The organism is Streptomyces sp. NPDC002690 (assembly GCF_053592415.1).
In genome coordinates this window covers 1-2762 of record NZ_JBSFVR010000603.1, presented here as the reverse complement: position 1 = coordinate 2762, position 2762 = coordinate 1, and the positions used below count along the sequence as shown (strand labels likewise).

The 2762-nt window shown below is 73.0% G+C and carries 2 protein-coding genes; one reads left to right on the top strand and one right to left on the bottom strand.

Annotated elements, in window-relative coordinates:
* Positions 1-126: 126 nt before the first annotated feature.
* Positions 127-1140 carry a hypothetical protein gene (locus tag ACWD3D_RS35735; protein WP_451464832.1) on the bottom strand — a complete coding sequence of 338 codons (1014 nt, stop codon included), beginning with the start codon at positions 1138-1140 and terminating at the stop codon, positions 127-129.
* Between the two features lie 529 nt (positions 1141-1669).
* Here ACWD3D_RS35735 and sepH point away from each other — a divergent pair.
* Complete coding sequence (gene sepH / locus ACWD3D_RS35730; RefSeq protein WP_451464831.1) at positions 1670-2713, top strand: septation protein SepH; 1044 nt, start codon at positions 1670-1672, stop codon at positions 2711-2713.
* The last annotated feature ends 49 nt before the right edge of the window (positions 2714-2762 follow it).

Sequence of the window (2762 nt, the reverse complement as noted above, 5' to 3'; positions counted from 1 at the left end):
GCGGACCTCGGGGACCTGTACCGCGAGCTGACGCACGACTCGCAACTGCGCTGGCTCGGCCCGGAGAAGGGCGTCGCCCACATGGCGGCCGGGGCCGTCGTCCTGCCGCTCCGGTGCGGACGCGGGTCACTCCCCGCCGGTGTCGCCTCCGGTGGCCGGGTCCGGTGTGACCGTGCCGCCGGTGCCGGCCGTCTGCTCGGGCGCGGTGCTCGCGCCGTCACCGGCCGCCGGGGAGGTCGGCGTCGGCGAGGGCGCCGGGGTGGTGGCGCCACCGGTCGGCGTGGGGGCGGGGGTGGTGGCCGCGCCGCCGTCCCCGGTGGCCGCCGGGGCGGACGCGCCGCCCTCCCCCGTGCCGGTGCCCGGGGTGGCGCCGGTGCCCTCGGTACCGGTGGGGGAATCACCGCCGGTCGACGGCTCCGGCGTCGGATCGGCCGTGCCCGGGTCGCTGCCCCGGACGACGGAGCCCACGGTCGTACCGTTGCCGCCGCTGAGGTCGTTGCCCGAGACCAGCTCGAACCCGGTGATCCCGAGCATGGAAACGACGAAGACCACGACGGCCGCCACGACGGGCTTGCGCCGGCTGCGGCGGGCGGAGCCGTGGGTGGTCGCCTCCGAGAACCCTTCGTCCGGTCCGCTCTCCCCCGGCGACAGGCCGGGGCCGGCGACCCGCAGCAGCCGGGTGGCGTCGTCCTGCTCCCGCAGCAGCCGGGTGGCGTCGTCCTGCTCTCCGGCCGGGGCGGGGACCGCTCGGAGCAGCCGCGTACGGTCCTGGTCCTGGCCGAGCAGCCGCGTACGGTCGGCGTCGGCCCCGGCACCCTCCGGGAAGTACGTGGCGCCGCCGCGACCTCGGGTCGTCTCGCGGGTCCGTACGGCGACCTGACGGCCCCCCGGGTGGGTCACCTGCACGGTGACTTCGCGGATCTGCTCGCCCGTGCGGCGGAAGAAGTGCTGGAAGACGGAGCCTCCGCAGGTGGCGACGATGCTCATCACACCGGCGCCCAGGATCGTTCCGTAGACCCCCAGTTGCGAGGCCGCCACCGCTGCCGCGACCGCGGCCACGGCGCTGCCGGCGACCTGCGGCACATTCAGATCTATGCGCCTTTCCTTCGGTTCCGTGTCACTTCCCGGCTTCTGAACCATTACCAGCCCTTGCTTGACATCTCTCCCACTCTGCAACAGGAAGAGACCTTTGGGCGAAGTGGATAGTTCCGTTTCTGGCGATTCTGTGAACAGGGACACGCGTCACGGGCAAACGGGCGGCGAGTGGGTATACCCATCCTCATGCCCGCCGTCAACCACCGACGCCGACGACACCCGTCGACAACTCGGACGGCGTGCCGGTCCACCCCGGTGGCCCGAATGGAGTACTGTGACGAGCCCTGGGGCCGGACTCCCGCAAGGGTGATCCGGGTCCTGCGGGAGGGGGCCGAAGGCGGCACTCGAACCGGCGGCGCCGAAGCATCGCACGGAGACCCGTTGCACAGGGTGACCGCACCGGTCGTTCTGCGCCACCATGGGTGACCGTGTCACGACGGCGTACCAGGGCCAAGGCCCGACACACGCCGGGCAACTTGGCAAGGTTGTGGCAGGCTGCACCCGGGCAGGCCACACTCGACTAGCGGAAGCAGCGACGCACGTGACGTCGGCAGGCACCACCCGGGAGGTCCCCATGCCCGAACTGCGTGTCGTGGCCGTCTCCAACGACGGCACACGACTGGTGCTCAAGGCTGCGGACAGCACGGAGTACACGCTTCCGATCGACGAGCGCCTCCGTGCCGCGGTGCGCAACGACCGGGCGCGGCTCGGACAGATCGAGATCGAGGTGGAGAGCCACCTCCGCCCGCGGGACATCCAGGCCCGGATACGAGCCGGTGCCTCCGCCGAGGAGGTCGCCCAGTTCGCCGGGATTCCCGTCGACCGTGTCCGCCGCTTCGAGGGCCCCGTGCTCGCGGAGCGCGCCTTCATGGCGGAGCGGGCCCGGAAGACTCCCGTACGCCGTCCCGGCGAGAACACCGGCCCCCAGCTCGGCGACGCCGTGCAGGAACGTCTGCTGTTGCGCGGCGCGGACAAGGAAACGGTTCAGTGGGATTCCTGGCGCCGGGACGACGGCACCTGGGAAGTCCTGTTGGTCTACCGCGTGGCGAGCGAACCGCACTCGGCGAGCTGGACCTACGACCCGCCGAGGCGGCTGGTCCAGGCCGTGGACGACGAGGCGCGTTCCCTCATCGGCGAATCGGACGCCACGGCTCCGGAACCGAGCTTCCCGTTCGTACCGAGGATCGCGCGGCTGCCCAGGGACCGTCCGCTGGACCGGGCCCTGGACCGGCAGATGGAGCGGCACGCCGAGCCGGAGGAGTACTCCGGTCCGACGGCCGCCGAACGCGATTCGCTGACCAGTCTGCTGGAGGCGGTACCGAGCTTCCGGGGCGACATGGTCGTACCCGAGCGGCCCTCGCAGCCCGAGCCGGCGGCGATCGAGCCTGCCGTCGAGGAGCCGGCGGCGGACGAACCGCCGGCCGCGGCGGCGTCGGCGGGAGCCGGTTCCGCCTACGCCGACGTGCTGATGCCGCGTGCCGTCGCGGGGCACCGTGACCGGCTGACCGGGACCACCGACCGCCAGGCGGAGGCGGACGGCGTCCGTCCGGGCCGCCGGGCGGCGGTGCCCAGCTGGGACGAGATCGTCTTCGGGACCCGGCGCAAGAAGCAGGACTGACCGGACCGATCAGGACCGGTAAGCCGTAGGGGCCCGCACGCGCGACGCG